The organism is Streptomyces sp. NPDC051740, from assembly GCF_044453165.1.
Taxonomy (GTDB): Bacteria; Actinomycetota; Actinomycetes; order Streptomycetales; family Streptomycetaceae; genus Streptomyces; species Streptomyces atrovirens.
In genome coordinates this window covers 83,822-102,591 of record NZ_JBITCL010000020.1, presented here as the reverse complement: position 1 = coordinate 102,591, position 18,770 = coordinate 83,822, and the positions used below count along the sequence as shown (strand labels likewise).

Genomic DNA, 18,770 nt, shown 5'->3' with positions numbered 1-18,770 from the left:
GGGGGCGGAGCACCGGTGAGGTCCGGGGGCGAAGCCCCGGGGCAAGCTTTCGCCCACCGGGTCGGGCGGGCCGGAACCGAGGCCTGGGGCGGGCCCCCGGAGGGCGCTTCTCAACCCACCGAGTCGGGACAGCGGGCGGACCCGGAACCGGGGCCTGAGGTGGACCCCCAGGGGCGCTTCTCAACCCACCGAGTCGGGACGGCGGGCGGACCCGGAACCGGGGCCTGGGGCGGAGCCCCGGGGGTGGCCTTCCGACTCGGTGGGTCGGGCGGATGGATGGGCGGGCCCCCGTCGGCCCCTCGGGAACGCCGAAGGGGCCGCCCGCACCACGGATGGCGGGTGGCCCCTTCGGAGGGTGACCGGAGGTCAGGAAGCCTTGGCCTCGGTCTTCTTCGGTTCCTGCTTGGCCGCCGCCGGTGCGGGTGCCGGCTTCGCCGCCTCGTAGAACTCGTCGCGCGGCGACTCGATCGCGCCCAGGGACACGACCTCACGCTTGAGGAACATGCCGAGGGTCCAGTCGGCGAAGACGCGGATCTTGCGGTTCCAGGTCGGCATCGCCATGCCGTGGTAGCCACGGTGCATGTACCAGGCGAGCCGGCCCTTGAGCTTGATCTTCATCTTGCCCATGACGATCATCGCCACGCCCTTGTGCAGGCCGAGGCCCGCCACCGCGCCCTTGTTGGCGTGGCTGTACTCCTTCTGCGGGAAGCCCCGCATGCCGGAGACCACGTTGTCGCCGAGGACCTTGGCCTGGCGCAGCGCGTGCTGGGCGTTCGGCGGGCACCAGGCGTTCTCGTTGCCGGCCTTGCGGCCCACGAGGTCCGGGACCTGGGCGTTGTCGCCCGCGGCCCAGATGTAGTCGGTGCCCTTGACCTGGAGCGTCGGCTCGGTGTCGACGTGACCGCGCGGCCCCAGCGGCAGGCCGAAGCGGGACAGCGCCGGGTTCGGCTTGACGCCCGCCGTCCACACGATCGTGTTGGAGTCGACCTCCAGGCCGTTCTTCAGCACGACGTGGCCGTCGACGCAGGAGTCCATCGACGTGGACAGGTAGACCTCGACGCCGCGGCCCTCGAGGTGCTCCTTGCCGTACTTGCCGAGCTTGGGACCCACCTCGGGGAGGATCTTGTCGGCGGCGTCGACGAGGACGAAGCGCATGTCCTCGCGGGACACGTTCTTGTAGTACTTGGCGGCGTCACGGGCCATGTCCTCGACCTCGCCGATGGTCTCCGCGCCGGCGAAGCCGCCGCCCACGAAGACGAAGGTGAGCGCCTTGCGCCGGATCTCCTCGTCCGTGGTGGAGTCGGCCTTGTCGAGCTGCTCGAGGACGTGGTTGCGCAGGCCGATGGCCTCCTCGATGCCCTTCATGCCGATGCCCTGCTCGGCGAGGCCGGGGATCGGGAAGGTGCGGGAGACCGCGCCGAGCGCGATCACCAGGTAGTCGAAGGGCAGCTCGTACGCCTCGCCGACCAGCGGGGCGATCGTGGCGACCTTGCGGTCCTGGTCGATGGTGGTGACCCGGCCGGTGAGGACCTCCGCCTTGGGAAGCACGCGCCGCAGCGGGACGACGACGTGCCGGGGGGAGATGCTGCCGGCGGCGGCTTCGGGGAGGAAGGGCTGGTAGGTCATGTACGACCGCGGGTCGACGACGGTGACGGTCGCCTCGCCGTAACGCATCTTCTTCTGGATGCGCCGAGCTGCGTACAGGCCTACGTACCCACCGCCTACTACGAGGATCCTGGGACGCTCCGTGGTGCTCATGCCATCGAGTATCCACCCGCCTCAGGGGGGTACCTCGTGCGCCCCTTCACAAGCTTCGACAGGGCCTGTGTTACCATCCCGCACTTCTTGATCCAGATCACAACGCGAAACGGGAACCGGCACCCCGTGCGGGACGTTGTCAATGCCGCGTGAGCTGCCTCTCTGCCGCTCGGGCGGCGCCGTGAGGCCGGCCGCCGAGCCCGTACGATGATCTCCGACGGGACGCCCACCACCACCTTCTGAACGTGTTCAAAGGGGTGTTGAGGGCCCGAATGGGTCAACCGGGATCACTTCTTCGTTCTCCCGGGGCCAATTCCTTGTGAAGAACTTCACGAACTTTCCCGGCGGCGCCTCGCCGAGGGGCCCGAAAGGCCCCCCGGACGCCGCTCAAACGCCATCCCGACTGCTCAGCGGAGTGCTGCTGACCAGTGGCGAAGGAGGGCTAGGCCACGGACCAGGCGATGCCGTCGAGGATGTCGTGCTCCGACACCACGACCTCCTCCGCGCCGATCCGCTCCATGATCGCCAGAAGGACCAGGGCCCCGGCGCCGATCACGTCGACCCGGCCCGGGTGCATGGAGGGCACCGCCGCGCGCTCGGCGTGGGTGGAGCGCAGCAGCCACCCGGTGATCTCGCGGACGCGGTCGCGGGAGACGCGGGAGTGGTGGATGGCCTCGGAGTCGTACTCGGGGAGGTCCTGGGCGATCGCCGACACGGTCGTGACCGAGCCGGCCAGGCCGACCAGGGTGTGCGCCCCGCGCAGCGGGACCGTCTCCTCGGCGCGGTCGAGGGCGGCCTCGATGTCGGCCCGTATGGCCGCGATCTGCTCCTCGGCCGGCGGGTCCGTCACGGCCCCGTCCCGCACCAGGTGCCGCTCGGTCATCCGTACGCAGCCGACGTCCACGGAGCGGGCGGCGCGCACGTGGTCGTCGCCCACGACGAACTCGGTCGAGCCGCCGCCGATGTCCACGACCAGGAAGGGGCGGTGCAGATCGGTCCGGCCCGTCAGCTCCTTGGTGGCCCCGGTGAAGGAGAACTCGGCCTCCTGGTCACCGGTGATGACCTCGGGCTCCACGCCCAGGATGTCCACCACCCCGCGCACGAACTCGTCGCGGTTCTCGGCGTCGCGGGAGGCGGAGGTGGCGACGAAGCGCAGGTGCTCCGCGCCGTGCTCCTTGATGATCTCCGCGTACTCGCGGCAGGCGGCGAACGTCCGCTCCAGCGCCTCGGGCGCCAGCCGGCCCGTACGGTCGACGCCCTGGCCGAGCCGTACGATCGTCATACGGCGGTCCAGATCGGTGAGTTCACCGGTCTCCGGGTCGGCGTCGGCCACCAGCAGCCGGATGGAGTTCGTACCGCAGTCGATGGCGGCGACCCGGGTCACTGGCCGTCCTCCTTCGCGGGCAGCGTCACGCAGGCGCCCTTGCGCCACCACTGGGGCAGCATCGCCAGCGCCTCGTCGCCCAGCGGGTTGACGCCGGGGCCCGCGGCCAGCGAGTGGGCGACCAGCACGTGCAAGCACTTCACCCGGTCGGGCATGCCGCCCGCGCTGGGGAAGTTCTCGAGCTCCTCGATCTCGTCGCGGCGCCGGACGTAGTCCTCGTGCGCCGCGCGGTACGCGGCCGCCAACTCCGGGTCGGTGGCCAGCCGTTCCGTCATCTCCTTCATCACGCCGTTCGCCTCCAGCGTCCCGATCGCGGAGTTCGCCTTCGGGCAGGTGAGGTAGTAGAGCGTCGGGAAGGGGGTGCCGTCGGGCAGCCTCGGCGCGGTCTCCACGACGTCCGGCTGTCCGCAGGGGCAGCGGTGCGCGATGGCGCGCAGCCCGCGCGGGGGCCGCCCGAGCTGCTGCTTGAAGGCCTCGACGTCCGCGTCGGTGGGCTCGGTGCGGGGGGTCGTGGGCGGGGGCGTGTCCATACGTGTCTTTCTGCGGCTCTCGATAAGGGGTCACTGGGCGGCGGCGTCGGCCTTGTCGACGCCGTCCCAGACGTTCGCGTACCAGGGGCGGTCGGCGGCTTCGAGATCCGTACGGGACTGCTTCGCCGTACCCGGGTCGATGACGACGTAGCCGGTCTCGCCGGGCAGGACGTAATGCAGCCGCCTGCGGATCTCCTGCTCGGCGTACGCGTCGTCCTGCCAGCGGGCCTTCATGTCGCGCAGCCGTTCGACCCGCCGGCGGGCCTCGTCCTGCTCCTGCTGGAGGTCGGCGATGTCCGCGCGCTGGGAGACGTACTGCCGCATGGGATAGGCGAGGGCGACGATCAGGGAGCAGACCACCAGGGCGAGCAGCGCGGCCCGGCCGGTCAGCCGGGAGCGGCGGGCCTGGCGCTTGGTCTGCGAGCGGTAGACCCGGGCCGCGGTCTGCTCACCGATCAGCCGGATCCTGGTCGCGGTGGAGAAACGGTCCCGGTCCTTGACCGCCATGTTCCCGCCTCTCGTTCACCGTCATACGCGCGTACGTCCCCGCACACGGTACGGGACCGGGTACGGGGACGTACGTACGACGCCGCCTCTTACGGGGCGGGTCAGCCCTTGCTGTGCCTACTGGTCCGCAGAGCGCTGTGCCTACTGGTCCGCAGAGCGCTGTGCCTACTGGTTCGCAGAGCGAAACCGCGGGAACGCGCTGCGGCCGGCGTACACCGCGGCGTCGTCGAGGATCTCCTCGATGCGCAGCAGCTGGTTGTACTTGGCGACGCGCTCGGAGCGGGCCGGGGCGCCGGTCTTGATCTGGCCGCAGTTGGTGGCGACGGCCAGGTCGGCGATGGTGACGTCCTCGGTCTCGCCGGAGCGGTGGGACATCATGCACTTGAAGCCGTTGCGCTGGGCCAGCTCGACGGCGTCCAGGGTCTCGGTCAGCGAGCCGATCTGGTTGACCTTGACCAGCAGGGCGTTGGCGGCGCCCTCCTCGATGCCGCGGGCGAGGCGCTCGGGGTTGGTGACGAACAGGTCGTCGCCGACGAGCTGGACCTTGTCACCGAGCTTGGCGGTGATGGTCTTCCAGCCCTCCCAGTCGTCCTCGAACAGCGGGTCCTCGATGGAGACCAGCGGGTACGCCTCGACGAGCTCGGCGTAGTACTCGGTCATCTCGGCGGCGGAGCGCTCCTTGCCCTCGAAGGTGTAGGAGCCGTCCTTGTAGAACTCGGACGCGGCGACGTCGAGCGCGAGGGCGATCTGCTCGCCGGGGGTGTAGCCGGCCTCCTTGATCGCCTCGAGGATGAGGTCGAGGGCCTCGCGGTTGGAGCCGAGGTTCGGGGCGAAGCCGCCCTCGTCGCCGAGGCCGGTGGCCAGGCCCTTGCTCTTCAGGACCTTCTTCAGGGTGTGGTAGACCTCGGTGCCCCAGCGCAGGGCCTCGGAGAAGGACTCCGCGCCGATCGGGGCGATCATGAACTCCTGGATGTCCACGTTGGAGTCGGCGTGCGAGCCGCCGTTCAGGATGTTCATCATCGGCACCGGCAGCAGGTGCGCGTTGGGGCCGCCCAGGTAGCGGAAGAGCGGGAGGTCGGAGGCCTCGGAGGCGGCGTGGGCGACGGCGAGCGAGACGCCGAGGATGGCGTTGGCGCCGAGGGAGCCCTTGTTGTCGGTGGCGTCCAGGTCGAACATCGCCTGGTCGATCAGGCGCTGCTCGGTGGCGTCGTAGCCGACGAGTTCCGGGCCGATCTGCTCGATGACGGCCAGGACGGCCTTCTCGACACCCTTGCCCAGGTAACGGTTGGCATCGCCGTCACGGAGTTCGATGGCCTCGAAGGCGCCGGTGGAGGCGCCGGACGGGACGGCGGCACGACCCGTGCTGCCGTCGTCGAGGCCGACCTCGACCTCGACCGTGGGGTTGCCTCGGGAGTCCAGGATTTCCCGGGCTACGACGACGTCGATGGACGGCACGAGCATCTCCTTCTTGGATGTGACGCGGGTGGGCAGGACCCCGGAGGGTCTTGCGAGTCCGAGCCTAACCGGCTCCGGGCGATCGGCCATCCGGCCGCCCGTCCCGTGGACAGAACCGAGAGTAAATTGTTTCCGAATGGAACAAAGCCGTTTCCGGAAACCCGGCCGCAAAAACCCCGCCCCGGCGCGTACGGGGGAAGACGCGCCGGGGCGGGGAGCAGGGGGCAGCCGCTTACTTGAGGTGCAGCTGCTGGCCCGGGTAGATGAGGTCGGCGTCGTCGACGATGTCGTCGTTCAGCTCGAACAGCTCGGCCCAGCCGCCCTCGACGTCGTGCTCGGTGGCGATGGAGCTGAGGGTGTCGCCCTTGAGGACCTTGTACTCGCCGTCGCCCTTCTCGACCTTCTTGCCGGTCGGGGTGGTGACGGTCTTCTCCTCGGCCTTCCGCTCGACCTGCTTCTCGGTCTTCTGCTCGGCGGCCGGGCGCTCGGTGGAGCGGGAGGCCTTCTGCTCGGTCTCACGGGTCCCGGTGGAACCGGTGCTCTGCGAGGAGCCGGAGCCGTTCGAGGAGGAGCCGGTGTAGGCGGCGTTGGACAGGCCCGTGCCGCAGACCGGCCAGGCGCCCTTGCCCTGGCCCGCGAGGACCTTCTCGGCGATCTCGATCTGCTGCGCCTTGCTGGCCCGGTCGGCGGTGGAGGCGTACTGCGTGCCGCCGTACGCGGCCCAGGTGGAGGCGGAGAACTGCAGGCCGCCGTAGTAACCGTTGCCGGTGTTGATGGACCAGTTGCCGCCGGACTCGCACTGGGCGACGGTGTCCCACTCGGAGGCGGTGGCGGCGGAGGCGCTGCCGGACGCCATCAGCGGGGCGGCGACGGCGGCGGAGGCGACACCGGCGACGGCGATCGCGCGGGTGGCCTTGGACGGACGACGGTGCTTGCCCTTGCCGGAAAACAGCATGGTGGATCCCCTCACCGACGCCTGCGAGGTGAGCTGTCGGGTTCGGGCCGGTTGAGTTGCCCGGCCGCGCCCCTTGCGGGACGCGGCTTCACCCCAAGCCCTCTCCGGTGTCAACCACCGGAAGGGGCGCTTACCTTGGGTCCCCCGCTCCTGCCTACGGCGCATGACGCGACGACTGTTCCCGTGCTGCCACTGGCAGGATTCGGCGTGGCGGCAGCCGGGGCCCGCGGTGGCGAGCGGTCACGACCGTAGACACGCGATCCGCGGAATTTCAAAGACGATCAGGGCCTCTGAGACCTATCTCTCACAGTCTTTAAACCGGACATTCGTCGCGAATCATGACGCCAACTGCCGCCGCGTCCAGTCCCTTTCGGGCGTCACTTCTCGTCCGGTCCGACCCCGACCTCGAGCTCCTGACCCGGCAGGATGAGGTCCGGGTCGGCACCGACGACCTGCTCGTTCTCGGCGTAGAGCGACCGCCATCCGCCGCCCAGCTCAAGGGAGTCGGCGATGGACGAGAGGCTGTCGCCGGTGCGCACGGTGTACGAGCCGTCGGCGGCATCGCGCGAGGCGTCGGTGCCGCGCGAGGCATGCCGGCCGGACGATTCCGACGTACGGTCCTCCACCACACCCTCCTCGGCGGTGACGCCGCGGTGGCGGCCCGTGCCGGTGTCCTCGGTGTCGGTGACTTCGGAAGAACCGGTGGTCTGCCCCGACTTGTCCGACTCGTCACTCTTGGGGGTGGCCGAGGCGGAGGGGGAGGTGCCGGATCCGTCGCCGGAGCCGGTGTCCGAATCCGTGTCCGAGCCGCTCGCCTCGTCGGACTTGGCCGATTCACCGGCCGCACCCTCGCCGTCCTCCGGCCCTTCCGCGTCGGACGAGGCCGACGGGGAGGGCGAAGCGGACGAATCACCGGAGTCCGAAGAATCGGATGATGCGGAGGAGTTGGAGGAGTTGGAGGAGCCGGACGTGTCCGAGGTCGAGTCCCCCGCCACGCCCGTGTCGATGTCGGCCGACGTCGAGTCCTGGTTCAGGCCCGCCGTCAGTCCGCAGGTGCGCCACGCGCCGACCCCCTGGTCGGCGAGGATTCTCTCGGCCACGGCTATCTGCTGGCCGCGGCTGGCCTGGTCGGGGCTGGTCGCGTAGTCCAGTCCGCCGTAGCTCTCCCAGTCGTCCTGGGTCAACTGCAGGCCGCCGTAGTAGCCGTTGCCGGTGTTCTGGCTCCACGAGCCGCCGGACTCGCACTCGGCGACCCGGTCCCAGGTCGCGCCGTCGGCCGCGCTGGCGCTGCCGGCCCCGAGGAGCGGGATCGCGATGGCGGAGCCGGTCACCCCGGCCGCGACGAGGAGAGCCGGAGCCTGGCGGGGGCGGCGGTGCCGACCGTTCCCGGAGAGCATGCGGAGACCTTTCGCAAGACAGCAATGACCGGCGCGGCGAACGGAAACCGAACCGATGCACCGCACTTGATGGGTGAACGTATCCGCAGACGATCACTTGTCACAAGTTCATGCCGCGCAGATCACGTGAAGATCACAGAGTTGAGCGCGTGTCATGTTTGCGCCGGTCCGCTCGGGGGCACAGCGGACGGCGGCCCGGTCCGTCACTTCCGCGGAGGGGTGAACTCCACCGGGAGCGTACGCAGTCCGCGCATGATGAGCCCGCCCCGCCAGCGGAGTTCGGCCGGTTCCGCCGCGAGCCGCAGGTCCGGCAGGCGCGTCAGCAGGGTGGCGAGCGCGATCTGGCCCTCCAGGCGGGCCAGCGGGGCGCCCAGGCAGTAGTGGATGCCGTGGCCGTATCCCAGATGCTGGTTGTCGCGCCGGCCGAGGTCGAGCACGTCCGGGTCGGCGAACCGCTCCGGGTCCCGGTCCGCGGCGGCGAGTACGACGAGGACGGGGTCGCCGGCCGCGATGCGCTGCCCGCCGATGGTGACCGGCTCGGTGGCGAACCGCCAGGTGGCGAGTTCCACGGGACCGTCGTACCGCAGGAGCTCCTCGACACCGGTCTCCAGCAGCCCGCGCTCCCCGGCGGCGAGGGCCCCCTGCAGGCGCTCACGCTGGTCGGGGTGGGTGAGCAGGGCGTAGGTGCCGTTGCCGATGAGGTTGACGGTGGTCTCGAAGCCGGCGAACAGCAGGATGAACGCCATGGCGGCGGCCTCGTTCTCGGTGAGGTGCTCACCGTGGTCGGAGGCGCGGATGAGGCCGGAGATGAGGTCCTCGCCGGGGGCGGGTTCGGCGGGGAGCGCCTCGCGCTTGCGGTGGATCAGCTCGGCGAGGTAGCCGCGCATCTTCTTCACGGACCGGGCGACCCCGCCGCGCGGTCCTCCGCCGTGACGGATCATCATGCCCGCCCAGTCCCGGAAGTCGTCCTGGTCCTCGCGCGGGACACCGAGCAGGTCGCAGATGGCGTGGATGGGGAGGGGGAAGGCGAACTCGTGGATGAGGTCGGCGGAGCCGCTGTCCGCGAACCGGTCGATGAGCCCGTCGGTGAGCTCCTGCACCCGGGGCGCGAACTCGGCGACCCGGCGCGGGGTGAACGCCTTGCTGACCAGCCGGCGCAGCCGGGTGTGGTCCGGCGGGTCGATGTTCAGCAGATGCGTCATCAGCTCCGCCTGGCGCTCCCCGGGGATACCGGTCCTGCCCTTGGCGTGCGCGGGCTCGTCGTGGTGCGCGGGGTTCTTGGACAGCCGGTTGTCGGCGAGCGTCTGCTTGGCATCGGCGTACCGCGTGACCAGCCAGGCCTCCACCCCACTGGGCAACCGGGTCCTGCGCACGGGCTCATGCTCACGCAGCCAGGCGTAGGCGGGGTAGGGATCGGCGGCGAACTCCCAGGTGAAGAGTTCGGGAGTGGTGGGCTGGTCATGCATGCGGCGACCCTAACGGGCGGGACAGGGAGCGCGGCGCGGCAGAACTCGGGTGACTGGGGTCGTCCGGCGGGCGCGGGTGCGTCGGGGTTGCTCGCGCAGTTCCCCGCGCCCCTTTGGGGGCGCGGGGAACTGCGCAAGGGGGGTCTGGGGGCAGCGCCCCCAGGGACGATGGGGGTCCCCCGCTCGAGCGAAGCCGAGAGTGGGGGAGGGAAGGGGCGGCGGGGGCGAAGAACTCCTGCCCCGGACCCTGCACCCCGCACTCGCCCCCGGCTCAGCCCTCCCCCTGCCCCTCCGCGAAGCGGATCGCGTCGCGATACACCCGCGCGGCCGCCCGCAACGCCGCCTCCGGATCCACCCCCTCCGCCTCCGCCCGAACCGCCAGGCCGAGCAGTTCGTAGCCGATGCCCTCGCCCGCGGGAAGGGGGACGGAGAGGCCGGCGGTGCGGACGCGGGACGCCAGCTTCGCGGTGAGGGCGAGGGCGGGCTGGCCGAGGGGGATGCCGTCGGTCACGGACTCGCGCCGCTTCTCGATCGCCTTCGTGCGCAGCCAGTGTTCCTTCACGTCCTCGGGGGTCTCGGCCGTCTCGTCACCGAAGACGTGCGGGTGACGGTGGATGAGCTTGGCGACGATCCCGCCGGCCACGTCGTCGACCGAGAAGGGGGCGTCCGGGTCCTCCTCCGCTATCCGCGCGTGGAAGACGACCTGGAGCAGCACGTCCCCCAGCTCCTCGCGCAACTCGTCCCGGTCGCCCTCCTCGATGGCCTCGACGAGCTCGTACGCCTCCTCGATGCCGTACTTCGCCAGGCCCTTGTGGGTCTGCCGCGACGACCACGGGCACTCCGCGCGGATGCGGTCCATGACCTGCACGAGGTCGAGCAGCCGGGCGCCCGGCAGGTCGTAGGAGGCGGGCAGCAGCTCCAGCTCGGGCATCCGCACCCTGCCGGTCCCGGCCAGCCGCGCCAGCCCGTCGGTCAGCGCCGGCTCGCCCTCCCCCGTCGCCACGACCACCACCGTCCGCCCGCCGGCGCAGGCGTCGACGATCTCCTCGGCGGTCGGTGCCGCCTCCTCGACCGGTGTCCCCGCCTCCCGCAGATACGGCAGCTGCGGGTGGGCGCCGTCCGCGCACAGCACCCTGTCGGCCGCGCGCAGGGCCTGCCAGGCCGGCCAGGACAGCAGGCCGGGCGCGACACGGTGGCTGGTGGTGAGCAGGACGACTCGGCCGGGGGCGGTCCCGGAGTCCGGTGCGGGGCTGGTTGCGTTCACACTGCGAAACTAGCCCACCCCGCCGACAGCCCCCGAGTTGTCCACAGGCCGGTTGTCCACAGGCGGCGGGTCAGAGCGTCTGCGGCATCCCGGTCGCCGTGACGTCCCGCACCCACGGCGCCCTGGCGTCGACCCGGCTGCTCTTCTCGACGTCCCAGTCGCCGTAGCGCGGGTTGAGGTCGATGTCGAGCTTCTTGCCCGCCTCGGACAGCGCCTGCCAGAACTCGGGCCGGCTGGTGTCGGTGCCGAGCTGCTGGGCGAGCTTCTGGGCCTGGATCTGGAGGCGGAAATTGGCGTCGAGGCGCTGCGGCGGGATGCCGTACTGCTGCAGCCAGGCCGCCTCCAGCGCCTCGGCGCCGCCGGCCTGCTGCTCCAGACCGGACCGCATCCGCTGGACCTCGCGGTCCGTGACCGTCACGCCGGCGTCCTGTGCGGCGCGCTCCAGCACCCGGTCCAGGACCATGCCGTGCAGGGTGTCGCGGGTGAGGCTGCCGGTGCGGGCGATGGCCTGCTGGTACTGGGCGTCGTCCGGTACGGCCGCCCGCTGGGCCGCGCGGACCTCGTCGACCCGGTTCTCCAGCTGCGACACGGTGATCCGCTCGCCGCCGACGACGGCTGCCGCACCGGGGTGCGCGTCGTTCCCGCAGGCGGTGAGCAGGGGCGCCGCTGCGGCGATCGCGGCGGTGAGGAGGAGCGCGGTGCGACGGCGGCGGTGCAAGGAGACCTCCTGAGGAGAGCTTGTGCGGCGGTGCACAAAGTCTTGCGGTGATCGATGGTAGGCATCGGCCAAGCTCTGGCCAACCCATTCGACCAACGATTCACAAGGACTTCCGGCACCGGCGTCCGCCCCGTACGGCGCAGCGGCCCGCCGTCCCGCTATCCGCGCACCTGTCCCAGCCACTGCAGGGTCCGCCGGATGTCGGCGGCCAGCGGGTGCCCCGGTCCCTGTACGCGTTCCACGTCGTGCAGCAGCCGCACCAGCGTGTCGTGCGCGGCGGCCCGGTCGCCCAGGGCGAGCAGCAGATGGCCGATGCGGCGGCGCACGTCGTGGGCGAGCTGCGGGTCGCCGGCGGCCACGTACTGGTTCTCGTAGTACGCCAGCAGCGCCCGGTACTCGGCGAGGGCCGCCGCGGGTTCGCCGAGCTGCTCCAGGCACTGGGCGGCCTCGTAGCGGTAGCGCAGGGACTGCGGGTCGGCCTGGCCGGCCTCGGCGGCGCGTTCGTCGGCGAGGCGGCGCAGTTCGGGCAGGGCGCGCCGGTACTGGCCGTCGTCCAGGAGCGTGGCCGCGTACTGCTTGCGCAGGGTGCGCACGACCGGCGAGTGCTCGCCGTGCTGCTCGGCGGCGATGGGCAGGATCGAGCCGAGGATGTCGACGGCCTGGGTGATGCGGCCCTCGCCGAGCAGCCGTTTCACCTCGTCCACGGCGGCGGCGACGTCGGCCTTCTCCGCCGCGGGCGCGGGCGGCGCGGCGGGGGCCGGCTGGGGCGCGGGGGTACGGGCGCGGTCCGGCCAGGGGGCGTGCGGGCGCAGGAAGGGGCGGGTGGGGTCCAGGGGCGCGCCGGTGGGCGTTCCCCGCGCGGGGAGGAGCTGCGCCAGGTGTTCGTAGACCTCCTGCGCGGAGTCCGGGCGGTGCTGCGGGTCCTTGGCCAGCAGCCGCAGCACCAGGGTCTCCAGGGCCTCGGGGACCTCCGGGCGGATCCGGCGCACGGGCACCGGCGGCTCGTACAGGTGCCGGTGCAGCACCCCGAGCGCCGTGGAGCCCGCGAACGGCACGTCGCCGCTGAGCAGCTCGTGCATCAGCACCCCGAGCGCGTACAGGTCCGTGTACGGGCCGACCGCGCCGCCCATCGCCTGCTCGGGCGCCATGTAGGCGGGCGAGCCGATGGGCGAACCGGTGTGCGTCAGGCGCGTGGTGTCGCTGTCCATGACGGAGGCGACACCGAGGTCGAGCACGGTGACGGTGCCGTCCTGCTTCACCATCACGTTGCGCGGCTTGAGGTCGCGGTGGACGATCGGCACGGCGTGCACGGCGCTCAGCACGGCGCACAGCTGCGCGGCCACCGCGACCGTCCACTGCCACGGGTACGGGTCGTGTTCGGCGAGGTGGTCGCCGAGGTCGGCGCCGTCGACGTACTGCATGACGAGGAACAGCTCCTCGCCCTCGCTGCCCGCGTCGTGCACGGTGACCAGGCCGGGGTGGTCGACCTGTGCGGTCACCCGGCACTCGCGCACGAAGCGGCGGCGCAGTTCGTCGGCCTCCTGGCCGGCCACCTTGTCCGGGCGCAGCAGCTTCACCGCCACGCGCCGGTCCAGCCGTTTGTCGTAGGCCGTCCAGACCTGTCCCATGCCGCCCTGTCCGATGAGCGTGGACAGTTCGTAGCGGCCGGCGACGACACGTCCCGTCGTCACGCTCACCTTCCGCCCCCGTGGTTGCCGTGCTGTCCGGGATTGCCGTCCTGGCGGCGCAGGTAGTCGCTGAGTTCGTCCAGTTCGGCGCGGACCTGGTCGATCCGGGCCGGTGGTGCGGGGTGCCGCGGCGGCTGCGACGACTGCGGCGGTACGGGGGTGGGGGGCGCCGGGGTGTGCGGTACCGGGGTGTGGGGGGCCTGGGGCTGCGGCATCGGCGTGGGCGCGTACGGCGAGCCCTGCTGCGGGTAGCCGTAGGGGGTGTGGACGCCTGCCGGGCCGTGCGTCGTCGTGGCGTGGGGCGGCGGCAGCTGGCCCGCGTACGGGTGCGGCCGCCGGTGCAGGCGGATGTCCACGGTCAGGTAGTACGCGGCCGAGCTCGCGCCGAGGATCAGGACGGCGGCCAGGGCCACGTCGGTCCGGTAGTCCGACTCCGGCAGCGAACCGACCACCGCCAGGCAGGCTATCGACAGCGGGATGCTCACCCAGGCCGCCGCCCAGTCGAACGGCCGTCCCCGCAGGAACGCGACCCGGAACAGCGGCACACAGGCCAGCAGTCCGCAGCACAGGACACCGGCGGCGGCGTACAGCACGCGCTGCGTGATGACCATTGCCGCGCTGGGAGGGGGCGCCGCGCCGTGGCCGTACATGACTGCTCCTGGACAGGTGTAGCCGATGGGAACTCGGAGTCCGAGCGTATAGGCCGACAGCGACAACCGATCCCGGGATGTACCGAACCGTTGTCGTACCGGGGCGTTCCGGAAGCGCGCCGAGGGCTCGTTCGGGCCCGGTCGGGGGTTCGGTCGGGGGTTCGGTCGGGGGTTCGGTCGGGGGCTCAGTCGGGGGCGATCGTCCCGTCGGTCAGGCCGTCGTACATCCCGCGGACGAGCTGCTCGCCGAGCCGGCCCGCCTGTCCGAGCGCCCGCTCGAACTCGTCCAGGGCCCGGAAGCGGGCGCCGTAGCGCCGCTGCTCGGCCGGTGCGAGCCGGGGCAGTTGCAGCCGGCGCACGTCGAGCCGGGTGGCGGTGGACGCGTAGCTGCTGGCCCGGCGGTGGTTGGCGGTGCCGCGCAGGAACCCGGCGAGGAACCAGGCGTCGAGCACCTCCGGATCGGGGCGCAGCAGCACGAGGTTGCGGCCCAGGGCGGCCCCGGCGGTCGCCTCGTCGACCACCCGCGCGACGGCGCCCCCGCCGAGCACGGGCACGACGACGTCGCCGGGTTCGGTGAGCACCGCTTCCTCGTCGCTCTCCGGAAGCGTGCCGGAGGGGCCGGTTCCGGAGAGTACGTCGTGGTCGGTGAGGACGGGCACGCGCGCGTGGCCGCCGTTTCCGCCGGTACGCATCACCAGGGCGCCCGCGCGGGCGAGTTCACCGACGGTGGTGAGCGGGAGGCGTCCGGCGGCGGGCGGCGCGGGGTCGACGGGCGGCGGGGCGAGGCCGGCGGCCAGGCGCAGCGTCTCGCCGAGCCGTTCGCGTACGTCGGTGAGCCGGCCGGCGCCGTCCGCGGCGGCCGGGGGCGGGAGGTGGCGGGCCGGGGCGAGGTCGACGTCGTCGTCGAGGAGTTCGATGACCGGCACGGAACGGGCCAGTCCGGGCCGTTCGTCGAGCCGGCCGGTCCGGTCGAAGGCGTGCCAGGCGTCGAGGACCGTCTCCCGCACCCCCGGCCAGTCGGGCCCGCCGCGCCCCTCGCCGGCGAACCGCCCGGCGTCGGCGAGCAGCACCTCCGGCCGCGTCGGGGCCTGTTCGGGCCGGCGCAGCACCCACAGGTGCAGCGGGATGCCGTACGGGGGCGCGGCGCCGGCCGGCAGTGCGACGACGGCGCGCAGCGCGCCCCGGCGCAGCAGGTCGGCCCTGATCCGGCGTCCGGAGCGGCGGGACGCGGCGGCGGGCGGCATCAGCAGCACCGCGATGCCGCCGTCCCGCAGCCGGGCGAGCGCGTGCTGCACCCAGGCCAGCTCGGACTCGGTGCGGGCCGGGAAGCCGTACTCCCAGCGCGGGTCGTAGGCGAGTTCGTCGTGTCCCCAGTTGCGCTCGTTGAACGGCGGGTGGCACAGGACGGCGTCGGCCCGCAGTTCGGGGTGGGCGTCGGCGCGCAGGGTGTCGCCGGTGGCGGCGTGCACGGGGGCGCGGGTGTGCAGGGCGAGGCGGAGCGCGGTGAGGGCGGCGAGTTCGGGGGCGCCGTCCTGGCCGTACAGCCGCCGGCCGGGGCCGTTGCCGGCGGAGCGCAGCAGGGCGCCGGTGCCGCAGGCCGGGTCGAGGACGGTGCGGGCGGTGCCGGCCAGGCCGGCCATGAGAGCGGCGAGGTCGGCGGGGGTGGGCGTGTACTGGCGCGGGTTGGCGTCGAGGTGCCGGCCGAGCAGGAACTCGAAGGTGTGCCGGGCGCCGAGTCCGGCGGCGAGTTCGGCGACGGCCCGGAGGAGGGGAACGGAGGGGAGCAGGTGGGGGGTGGTGGGGGGTTCGAGCGCTTTTCGGGTGACCGAGGTGACCGAGGCGGCGGGGACGGCGGGGCTGTGAACAGTGCCCGCGGTGTTCACACGTGAGCCGTTCGCGGCGCCGAACCGTGGTGTGAGCACCTGCTCCAGCGCTCCGGGCAGCAGCGCGGCGAGTCGCTCGTCGGAGCCGGAGCTCACCTCGAGCCAGACCGGGGAGCGGTCGTGGATCAGCAGCAGGACGCAGCCGGCGTGGGTGAGGGCGGTGACCGGTCCGGCGGGGTGGCCGACGAGCCGCTGCCAGACGCGTTCCCGCAACGGGACCTCGGCGAGCTTGCTGTGCCTGCGCAGCCAGCCCTCGACCTCGGCCAGCGCGAACGAGGGGCTGGTCTCGGTGCCGCCGACGGGCCGGGGGAAGTCGGTGTGCCGCCGGCGCCAGTTGCTGACGGCGGCGCGGCCGACACCGGCCAGTCGTGCGATCCCGGCGGCGGTCACTTCTGTCGCGTTGTCCTGCATGCCCGGCACCCCGCCCTGTTCCCCTCTGTTCCGTCTGTGGCGACGAGCATACCGACGTGCGCAAGATTTACGATTCACATGCGTATACCTAGTCATCATTGTGAACCTTGTTGACTCCGTTCACAGCATCTGTTCTCATTGACCCCGCGAACGAGCGACCGTCGGCAGGCGGCGGTGGCCGCGTCGGGAGGGACACAGTCATGGGCATGAAGAGCAAGATCGCGCTGGGCGCCGTCGTGGGGATCGTCGTCATCGGTGCCGCCTCGGCGAACTCCGGCGACTCGGACGGCGGTTCCGGCGACAAGGGCACCTCGGCGTCCGCGGAGCAGCGGTCCGGCGGCACGGAGTCGGACGGCGCGCCGGACGCGAAGCCCGCCGGGGACAAGGGCACCGAGAAGGCGTCCCAGGCCGAGCAGTTCAAGGCGTTCGTGCAGAAGAACGGGACGCCGCAGGAGAAGGACGCCGCCTCGCACATCACCAAGGTCCAGGGCGCGGACGAGCAGAACGACATCCTCGACGCCGCCGACGTCTACACCGACTTCACCGGCGGGATCATGGGCGAGGGCACGGGCCCCGCCAAGCTCATCGCCTCCGCGTTCGCCGACTGGAAGCAGAGCGACAACGGTCTCGTCACCGTCTACGACGCCGACGGCGAGATCATCGGCAACGGCAGCTTCTAGGACTTCCGGGGGAATCCACCATGCGTCGCACCACACTCGCCGCCCTCTGCCTGGCCGCCGTGGCCACCGCCGGCCTCACCGGCTGCGGCGAGGACAGGGCGGACACCGGCACATCACACGATCCGGCCGGACAGAAGACCGCGGAGAAGGGGAAGAGCTCCCAGGAACCGAAGAAGGAGCCCTTCGCCGGACTGACCGGCGGCGAGATCGCCGAGAAGGCCTTCAAGACCACGACCGGGGCGTCGTCCCTGCGGATGACGGGTGACGTCCCCGACGACGGCACTGGCGGCACCATCCACGTCGACCTGGCCCTGAACAAGCGGGGCGAGTGCGCCGGCACGATGGGGCTGGACGGCCAGGGCGAGGCCGAACTGATCAGGACCGGCGACACCGTCTACATGAAGTACGACGAGAAGTTCCTGCGGGCCCAGAGCAAGGACGAACCCGAGGAGGACGTGGACGCGGCCGTGGCGCTGCTGGCCGGCAAGTGGATGAAGATGTCCGCCGAGGGCCCCGACGCCGGGGACCTCACGGGCTTCTGCGACCTCGACGAGGTCCTCGGCGGCGCGGAGGACGGTGACGCGGAGGCGACGCGCGGCAAGGTGACGACGGTCGACGGCACGCCCGCGATCACGCTGGAGGCGCAGGACGGCGACGACCGCTTCACGCTGTACGTCGCCACCGAGGGCGAGCCCTACCTGCTGCGGCTCGACAGCACGTCCCCCACCGACCCGGGCTCCCTCTCCTTCGGCGACTACGACGAGCCGGTCCCGGTGGAGAAGCCCGCCGGCGAGGTCCTGGACATCGGCTCCCTGAGCTGACCCGCCCGGCGGCTCAGCCGCCGCACTGCTGAAGCAGCATGCGCTTGTCGGCCGGCGTCACCGGCATCTCGTACTCGACGGCGACCTGGGCGAAGCGGACCGCGTACGCGCACCGGACCCGCTTGTCGGGCGGCAGCCAGGCCGCCGGCCCGGAATCGCTCTTGGCCGAGTTGGCGCCGCCCTCGACCGGGACCAGGTTGAGCGGGTCGTTGGCGAGCCGCTCGCGCTTGCTCTCCGACCAGCGCGACGAACCCATCTGCCAGCTGTAGGACAGCGGCACCACGTGGTCTATCTGGACCTCGGCGGCCTCCTGCTTGCGCCACTCGATGGTCGTACCGGTGTACGGGTCGGCCAGGGTCATGGCGACCACCACACAGTCGGACCCGGAGCGGAACCGCAGGTCCTGGCCGTCGCGTTGCAGCAGGTCGTTGCGGGTGTCGCAGCCGTTCCTCGCGAGCGGCACTCCGTCCGCCGTGTCCATCCAGGCGTAGCCGAACTCGTCCCGGTCGTAGCCCGTCTTCGGTCCGCGGCCCTTGGTCGTCACCTTGGTGATGAGGTCGACGGCCTCGGCCCGGTCCGACTCGCCGGTCACGGGCGCGAGGCCCGGTCCGGTGCCCTCGGGGTTGTCCAGCGGGCTGACGGCGCGTCCGTCGGAGGCGGCGCTGCCGCTTCCGTCGCCGGCCGGGGACTCCGCGTCCTGGATCCCCTCGCAGCCGGTGAGGAGAACCACCGCGGCGATCACCGCCGGGCCCGCGCTCCGGGCCCGTATGCCCCATTCCCTGTTCCGCGTCACCGCGCCCCTCCTTCGCTCTTCTGTCTCCTGCCCTGGCGAGGGCGGGTCGAGCCGGATCTCACCGTAACGAGTGAGAGGTCCAGACCAATACGGCACTACACGGGCATTCGTCGCGAAGCGCGCGTATCGTCGGTTCTGAGTCACCTCCGGAAGGAGCTCCCGCATGGGCATCCTCGACAAGTTCAAGAGCAACAAGGCGGCACGCGACAAGGCCAAGCACGCCTCGGACGCCGCGGAACGGAAGATGAACGAGAGGACCGGCGGCAAGTACGAGCAGCACATCGACACCGGGCAGCAGCAGGCCGAACGCCGGCTCGGCATGGACCGCGACCGTCCCGACCAGCCGTAAGGCCGCGCACCCGTCAGGGCCGTCCACGGCGACCTCACGCCGTGGACGGCCTCTCCTGTGC

Annotated in this window: 17 protein-coding genes and 1 riboswitch; of the genes, 3 read left to right on the top strand and 14 right to left on the bottom strand. The window is 72.0% G+C overall.

All coding sequences use genetic code 11. The annotated features are described in order from the left end of the window. Positions 1-366: 366 nt before the first annotated feature. The 13 genes from ACIA6T_RS28015 to ACIA6T_RS27955 all read right to left on the bottom strand — a co-directional run bounded on the left by ACIA6T_RS28015 (position 367) and on the right by ACIA6T_RS27955 (position 16,066). The gene (locus tag ACIA6T_RS28015; RefSeq protein WP_383454461.1) at positions 367-1,758 is read right to left on the bottom strand and encodes an NAD(P)/FAD-dependent oxidoreductase; all 1,392 of its coding nucleotides are present in this window, start codon (positions 1,756-1,758) and stop codon (positions 367-369) included. Positions 1,759-2,200: 442 nt separating this feature from the next. Continuing rightward, positions 2,201-3,142 (bottom strand): exopolyphosphatase, encoded by a 942-nt coding sequence (locus ACIA6T_RS28010; RefSeq protein ID WP_399449253.1) that lies wholly within the window; start codon positions 3,140-3,142, stop codon positions 2,201-2,203. Beyond that, positions 3,139-3,672, bottom strand: coding sequence for a DUF501 domain-containing protein (locus tag ACIA6T_RS28005; RefSeq protein ID WP_399449252.1), 534 nt, complete (start codon positions 3,670-3,672; stop codon positions 3,139-3,141). Before ACIA6T_RS28005 ends, ACIA6T_RS28010 begins: the two co-directional genes overlap by 4 nt. Before the next feature lie 30 nt (positions 3,673-3,702). Then, entirely contained in the window at positions 3,703-4,179 is a 477-nt protein-coding gene (locus ACIA6T_RS28000) for a septum formation initiator family protein (protein WP_399449251.1), read from the bottom strand. Between the two features lie 165 nt (positions 4,180-4,344). Continuing rightward, positions 4,345-5,634, bottom strand: coding sequence for a phosphopyruvate hydratase (gene eno / locus ACIA6T_RS27995; RefSeq protein WP_399449250.1), 1,290 nt, complete (start codon positions 5,632-5,634; stop codon positions 4,345-4,347). 232 nt (positions 5,635-5,866) lie between these two features. After that, a complete protein-coding gene (locus ACIA6T_RS27990) occupies positions 5,867-6,589 on the bottom strand; it encodes a transglycosylase family protein (RefSeq protein WP_399449249.1) in 723 nt (240 codons plus the stop codon). Between the two features lie 3 nt (positions 6,590-6,592). After that, positions 6,593-6,761: riboswitch (cyclic di-AMP (ydaO/yuaA leader) on the bottom strand. A 205-nt stretch (positions 6,762-6,966) separates the two neighbouring features. Next, positions 6,967-7,986: a transglycosylase family protein gene (locus ACIA6T_RS27985; RefSeq protein WP_399449248.1), complete on the bottom strand. Its 1,020-nt coding sequence runs from the start codon at positions 7,984-7,986 to the stop codon at positions 6,967-6,969. A 203-nt stretch (positions 7,987-8,189) separates the two neighbouring features. Further along, positions 8,190-9,452, bottom strand: coding sequence for a cytochrome P450 (locus ACIA6T_RS27980; RefSeq protein ID WP_399449247.1), 1,263 nt, complete (start codon positions 9,450-9,452; stop codon positions 8,190-8,192). 271 nt (positions 9,453-9,723) lie between these two features. Beyond that, the gene (locus tag ACIA6T_RS27975; protein ID WP_399449246.1) at positions 9,724-10,716 is read right to left on the bottom strand and encodes a nucleoside triphosphate pyrophosphohydrolase; all 993 of its coding nucleotides are present in this window, start codon (positions 10,714-10,716) and stop codon (positions 9,724-9,726) included. Positions 10,717-10,786: 70 nt separating this feature from the next. Continuing rightward, positions 10,787-11,434: a SurA N-terminal domain-containing protein gene (locus tag ACIA6T_RS27970; RefSeq protein WP_399449245.1), complete on the bottom strand. Its 648-nt coding sequence runs from the start codon at positions 11,432-11,434 to the stop codon at positions 10,787-10,789. Between the two features lie 158 nt (positions 11,435-11,592). Further along, positions 11,593-13,089: a protein kinase gene (locus tag ACIA6T_RS27965; RefSeq protein ID WP_385050311.1), complete on the bottom strand. Its 1,497-nt coding sequence runs from the start codon at positions 13,087-13,089 to the stop codon at positions 11,593-11,595. A gap of 38 nt (positions 13,090-13,127) precedes the next feature. Next, complete coding sequence (locus tag ACIA6T_RS27960) at positions 13,128-13,772, bottom strand: hypothetical protein (RefSeq protein WP_399449244.1); 645 nt, start codon at positions 13,770-13,772, stop codon at positions 13,128-13,130. A gap of 185 nt (positions 13,773-13,957) precedes the next feature. Further along, a complete protein-coding gene (locus ACIA6T_RS27955; RefSeq protein ID WP_399449243.1) occupies positions 13,958-16,066 on the bottom strand; it encodes an N-6 DNA methylase in 2,109 nt (702 codons plus the stop codon). A 200-nt stretch (positions 16,067-16,266) separates the two neighbouring features. On the opposite strand from ACIA6T_RS27955, the gene ACIA6T_RS27950 reads away from it, so the two are divergent. Then, a complete protein-coding gene (locus ACIA6T_RS27950; RefSeq protein WP_399449242.1) occupies positions 16,267-16,746 on the top strand; it encodes a hypothetical protein in 480 nt (159 codons plus the stop codon). Positions 16,747-16,766: 20 nt separating this feature from the next. Then, positions 16,767-17,567 (top strand): hypothetical protein, encoded by an 801-nt coding sequence (locus ACIA6T_RS27945; protein ID WP_399449241.1) that lies wholly within the window; start codon positions 16,767-16,769, stop codon positions 17,565-17,567. Between the two features lie 13 nt (positions 17,568-17,580). Here the strand turns inward: ACIA6T_RS27945 and ACIA6T_RS27940 are convergent, their stop codons facing one another. Next, complete coding sequence (locus ACIA6T_RS27940) at positions 17,581-18,360, bottom strand: HNH endonuclease family protein (protein ID WP_399449240.1); 780 nt, start codon at positions 18,358-18,360, stop codon at positions 17,581-17,583. Positions 18,361-18,523: 163 nt separating this feature from the next. Between ACIA6T_RS27940 and ACIA6T_RS27935 the strand changes: the two genes are divergently transcribed. Beyond that, the gene (locus ACIA6T_RS27935; RefSeq protein ID WP_399449239.1) at positions 18,524-18,709 is read left to right on the top strand and encodes an antitoxin; all 186 of its coding nucleotides are present in this window, start codon (positions 18,524-18,526) and stop codon (positions 18,707-18,709) included. Positions 18,710-18,770 lie beyond the last annotated feature (61 nt).

Excerpts from the sequence above, each read along its gene's own strand:
- ACIA6T_RS28015 (WP_383454461.1), bottom strand. The coding sequence starts at position 1,758 with ATGAGCACCACGGAGCGTCCCAGGATCCTCGTAGTAGGCGGTGGGTAC.
- ACIA6T_RS28005 (WP_399449252.1), bottom strand. The coding sequence starts at position 3,672 with ATGGACACGCCCCCGCCCACGACCCCCCGCACCGAGCCCACCGACGCG.
- ACIA6T_RS28000 (WP_399449251.1), bottom strand. The coding sequence starts at position 4,179 with ATGGCGGTCAAGGACCGGGACCGTTTCTCCACCGCGACCAGGATCCGG.
- ACIA6T_RS27990 (WP_399449249.1), bottom strand. The coding sequence starts at position 6,589 with ATGCTGTTTTCCGGCAAGGGCAAGCACCGTCGTCCGTCCAAGGCCACC.
- ACIA6T_RS27985 (WP_399449248.1), bottom strand. The coding sequence starts at position 7,986 with ATGCTCTCCGGGAACGGTCGGCACCGCCGCCCCCGCCAGGCTCCGGCT.
- ACIA6T_RS27980 (WP_399449247.1), bottom strand. The coding sequence starts at position 9,452 with ATGCATGACCAGCCCACCACTCCCGAACTCTTCACCTGGGAGTTCGCC.
- ACIA6T_RS27960 (WP_399449244.1), bottom strand. The coding sequence starts at position 13,772 with ATGTACGGCCACGGCGCGGCGCCCCCTCCCAGCGCGGCAATGGTCATC.
- ACIA6T_RS27955 (WP_399449243.1), bottom strand. The coding sequence starts at position 16,066 with ATGCAGGACAACGCGACAGAAGTGACCGCCGCCGGGATCGCACGACTG.
- ACIA6T_RS27950 (WP_399449242.1), top strand. The coding sequence starts at position 16,267 with ATGGGCATGAAGAGCAAGATCGCGCTGGGCGCCGTCGTGGGGATCGTC.
- ACIA6T_RS27945 (WP_399449241.1), top strand. The coding sequence starts at position 16,767 with ATGCGTCGCACCACACTCGCCGCCCTCTGCCTGGCCGCCGTGGCCACC.
- ACIA6T_RS27935 (WP_399449239.1), top strand. The coding sequence starts at position 18,524 with ATGGGCATCCTCGACAAGTTCAAGAGCAACAAGGCGGCACGCGACAAG.